The organism is Streptomyces yerevanensis (assembly GCF_000716805.1).
Taxonomy (GTDB): domain Bacteria; phylum Actinomycetota; class Actinomycetes; order Streptomycetales; family Streptomycetaceae; genus Streptomyces; species Streptomyces flaveus.
The window spans coordinates 1-3,126 of the sequence record NZ_JNWJ01000158.1; the positions used below are offsets into that span (position 1 = coordinate 1).

Annotated in this window: 4 protein-coding genes and 1 pseudogene; 2 read left to right on the forward strand and 3 right to left on the reverse strand. The window is 68.5% G+C overall.

What is annotated here, in order from left to right; translation table 11 throughout:
* The coding region (locus OP79_RS58400; protein WP_342669597.1) for an AsnC family transcriptional regulator at nt 1-198 on the reverse strand (198 nt) is incomplete at its 3' end.
* 314 nt (nt 199-512) lie between these two features.
* Here OP79_RS58400 and OP79_RS48630 point away from each other — a divergent pair.
* Nucleotides 513-1,181: a ribonuclease FAU-1 family protein gene (locus tag OP79_RS48630; RefSeq protein WP_033329654.1), complete on the forward strand. Its 669-nt coding sequence runs from the start codon at nt 513-515 to the stop codon at nt 1,179-1,181.
* 175 nt (nt 1,182-1,356) lie between these two features.
* Here OP79_RS48630 and OP79_RS57925 read toward each other — a convergent pair whose 3' ends face one another.
* Entirely contained in the window at nt 1,357-1,512 is a 156-nt protein-coding gene (locus OP79_RS57925; RefSeq protein WP_281194652.1) for a DUF6207 family protein, read from the reverse strand.
* A 34-nt stretch (nt 1,513-1,546) separates the two neighbouring features.
* A complete protein-coding gene (locus OP79_RS48635) occupies nt 1,547-2,050 on the reverse strand; it encodes a hypothetical protein (protein WP_033329655.1) in 504 nt (167 codons plus the stop codon).
* A gap of 135 nt (nt 2,051-2,185) precedes the next feature.
* Here OP79_RS48635 and OP79_RS50270 point away from each other — a divergent pair.
* Nucleotides 2,186-2,956: pseudogene (locus OP79_RS50270) on the forward strand (transposase).
* Nucleotides 2,957-3,126 lie beyond the last annotated feature (170 nt).

A 3,126-nucleotide genomic window follows, 5' to 3' on the forward strand; every position in this document is an offset into this window, starting at 1 on the left:
CGCGTTGCGGGACAGCAGCACCTTGCCGGCCAGCTCGGAGTGCGAGATGCGGGCGTTGCGGGTCAGCTCGGCAATGATCTTCTCGTCGATGGCGTCCACAGCGGACCGTCTCCTTCGCGAATCGGTCGAGGTTGCAAACCCCCACGGCACGCGGATCGCAGGCGTGCCACAGACCGTGATGCGGCGCGGCGGCGGCACCCGCCCAGACCCCTGCTATTCCATGTGGGAACAGTCTCCGGTCGTTCCGGCTCGGCGGGGAGCCGGTGCTTTGGAAGGCCCGAGCTTAAACGACAAGCTCACCGTCCACGTGCGCGCCATCACGCTGCCCGCCCTGCAGCGCGGCGGGCCGTGGCACGAGATCGGTGTGGACGACCCGTACCGTCGTAGGGAGTGCTACTCGGACCGGTCAGCCGCTGACCCCGGGCAAGCCGCTCTGAACCCTTCTGAGCAAGCCGCCCTCAGCCACTCAGCCGGTGGCTTGCCCAGCCCGGCCCCGGACAGAGAGGCGCGTGATGCGATCCTTCGACGCCGGCGAGACGGTCGTACGACGCGACGTGCACCGCAGCGGCCGCGTGTGGAGCGAGCAGGCGCTGCGCGTCGTCGCCGACACCAGCGAGGCCCTGGTGACCGCCTGCGCGCCCGGTGCCCAAGCCCGCTGGCCCGCCCTGTATGCCAAGGCCCGCGCCGACGGCGACCGGTCGGTGCGCACCGAAGCGTTCGACGCAATGGCCACGGGGGAGTGGGAGCTCGCGCCCGGGATGTGGCAGGAGACCGAGCTGCTGCTGTGGAAGCCGCCGGCGGCGTGGTTCAGCATCAACGCGTTCTACACGAGCGCCGGTCTGCGGAACTGGTACGTGAACTTCGAGCACCCCACCCGCCGCACGCTCGACGGGTTTGACACCTTCGACCTCACCGTGGACCTGGTCGTCGACCCCGAACTGAGCCGCCTCACGTGGAAGGACGAAGACGAGTACGCCCATGTGCGGCGGCTCGGCATCGTCACCGACTCCGAGCACCAGGCCGTGGACGAGGCCCGCGCCCAGGTCCTCGGGATGCTCGAGGAACGCTCCGGCCCGTTCGCGAACGCCGCCGCGTGGACGTCCTGGCGGTGGGATGCAGCTTGGCCCCCGCCGCGCCTGCCGCTGTCGGCCACGACGGGGGTTGCACCAGCAGAGAGTTGAACCGTTGGCTGGACGGCTGCCTCCAGCAGGGGACCGAGGGTTGCACCGAATCGCATCGCAGCCGTGGTCGGCCCGACCATACCCACGACCATGGGCCCGACCACGGCTTGGGCACCGCCGGCCATGATCCCGACCACGGCAGGTCAGTGCGCTGCGGTACCGCGCTTGTCCGGTGCTATGAGTGGAGCTCCTGGCGCACATCCAGATAGCCGCGCAGCCGGACGCCGGGCTGCCCCGGATCCCGGGTCGTACGGTCCGCCGCCGCGGTCGCCCATCGCGCGGCGAGCAGCTCCTGGACGGCGAAGGCGGTCTGGTCGTCGCACGCCGCGATTTCTCTGAACTAAGGGTCGTCCCGCAATGACGGCTCATAGCTCCGGGAACGGCGGGGTGTCGTCCATCACTTGCAACAACTTCCGAGCAGGTGTCGCCTCCTCTGGCCGTACGGAGGAGGCGACACCCTCGATGACTGACCGGCCTGCGTACACGGCTGTCCTTGCGGCTGCCTCCCAGCCGGTTTGCTGCCGGTAGCTCGCGTCGTGTGTGCGGTTCCGGGTCGCCGCAGCGGCGGAGTGCCACTGGTCGGTCCGGCAGATACTTCCCAGCAGGTCTAACAACTCGGCCTTGCAGGCCACGTGAGGGGACCCGGCCAGTTCGAGAAGGAACGGGACCGTGGGAGCTGTCGCCTCGCCAACGACGAACCCCAGCGAACAGATGGCATCGCCCAGGTTATCGATGGCGATGCGGGCCGTGTCCTCATCCCCATATGCGATCCGGGACAGCAGAGGGGGAATAGCGCCAGCCGCAGCCCCCGTCGCATCGCGCAGTTCTCCCCAGCGAACCCCGGAGACGCTCCTCAGCAGACTTCCCACGCCCTGCACCTCATCAGATCCTCGTATACCGGCCCGGCGGTGCTTTAAGCATGGTGCAGCTATGGGTGAGGCCCCGGCCAGGCGGTTCGTGACCGGCTGGTGCAACAGGCCCCGGCTTGGCGCGATGATCTTGCTGTGACTGGAGTGATCACTGCCTCGGCTCCGTCCTGGATAGCCCCGTTCACTGGGCTGAGCCCGCGCTGCTTCGGCAAGCTGGTGACCGCGCTGCGCCGTGAGGGGGCCGATGAGGTGCGGCGGGGTCGGCCGTGGGGGCTGCCGCTGGAGGATCGGGTGTTGCTGGTCACGGCTTACTGACGCACGAACTTGACGCTGCGCCAGCTTGCCCCGCTCTTTGGGGTATCGAAGTCCGCGGCCGACCGCGTCGTCAGACACCTCGGCCCCCTGCTCGCGCTCAGGCCGCGCAAGCGGTTCCGCAGGAACACTGTGCTCATCGTGGACGGAACCCTGGTCCCCACACGCGACCACACGGTGGCCGAGCAGTCGAAAAACTACCGATACTCCACGAATCACCAGGTCGTCATCGACGCCGACACCCGGCTCGTCGTGGTGGTCGGCCGGCCCGTGCCCGGCAACCGTAATGACTGCAAGGCATGGGACCTGTCCGGCGCGAAGGCCGCCGTCGGCAACACGATGGTGATCGCGGACGGCGGCTACCGGGGCACCGGTCTGGTCATCCCGCACCGTCGCGAACGCGGGCAGCACGAACTGCCCGCCTGGAAGGAGGAGCACAATGCCTCCCACCGCCAGGTCCGGGCCCGCGTCGAGCACGCCTTCGCCCGGATGAAAACCTGGAAGATCCTTCGCGACTGCCGATTGAAGGGCGACGGCGTACACCACGCGATGAGCGGCATCGCTCGCCTGCACAACCTCACCATCGCCGGATAGACAAGCGGACCGAACACCGGCCGACCTCGCCCGCACCCGCCCGAAGATCCTTTACGGGACAAGCCTTAGGCCCAATGCCGTTGCTTTTGCTGTGGGCGTAGGCTGGTTGGGAGTCGGTGCCGGGGGTGGTGCGGGTGGCTGCAAGTGCGTCTGACTTATCGGGTCTTGGC

What these genes read in the sequence shown, in the direction of transcription:
- OP79_RS48630 (WP_033329654.1), top strand. Translation starts at nt 513, where the DNA reads ATGCGATCCTTCGACGCCGGCGAGACGGTCGTACGACGCGACGTGCAC.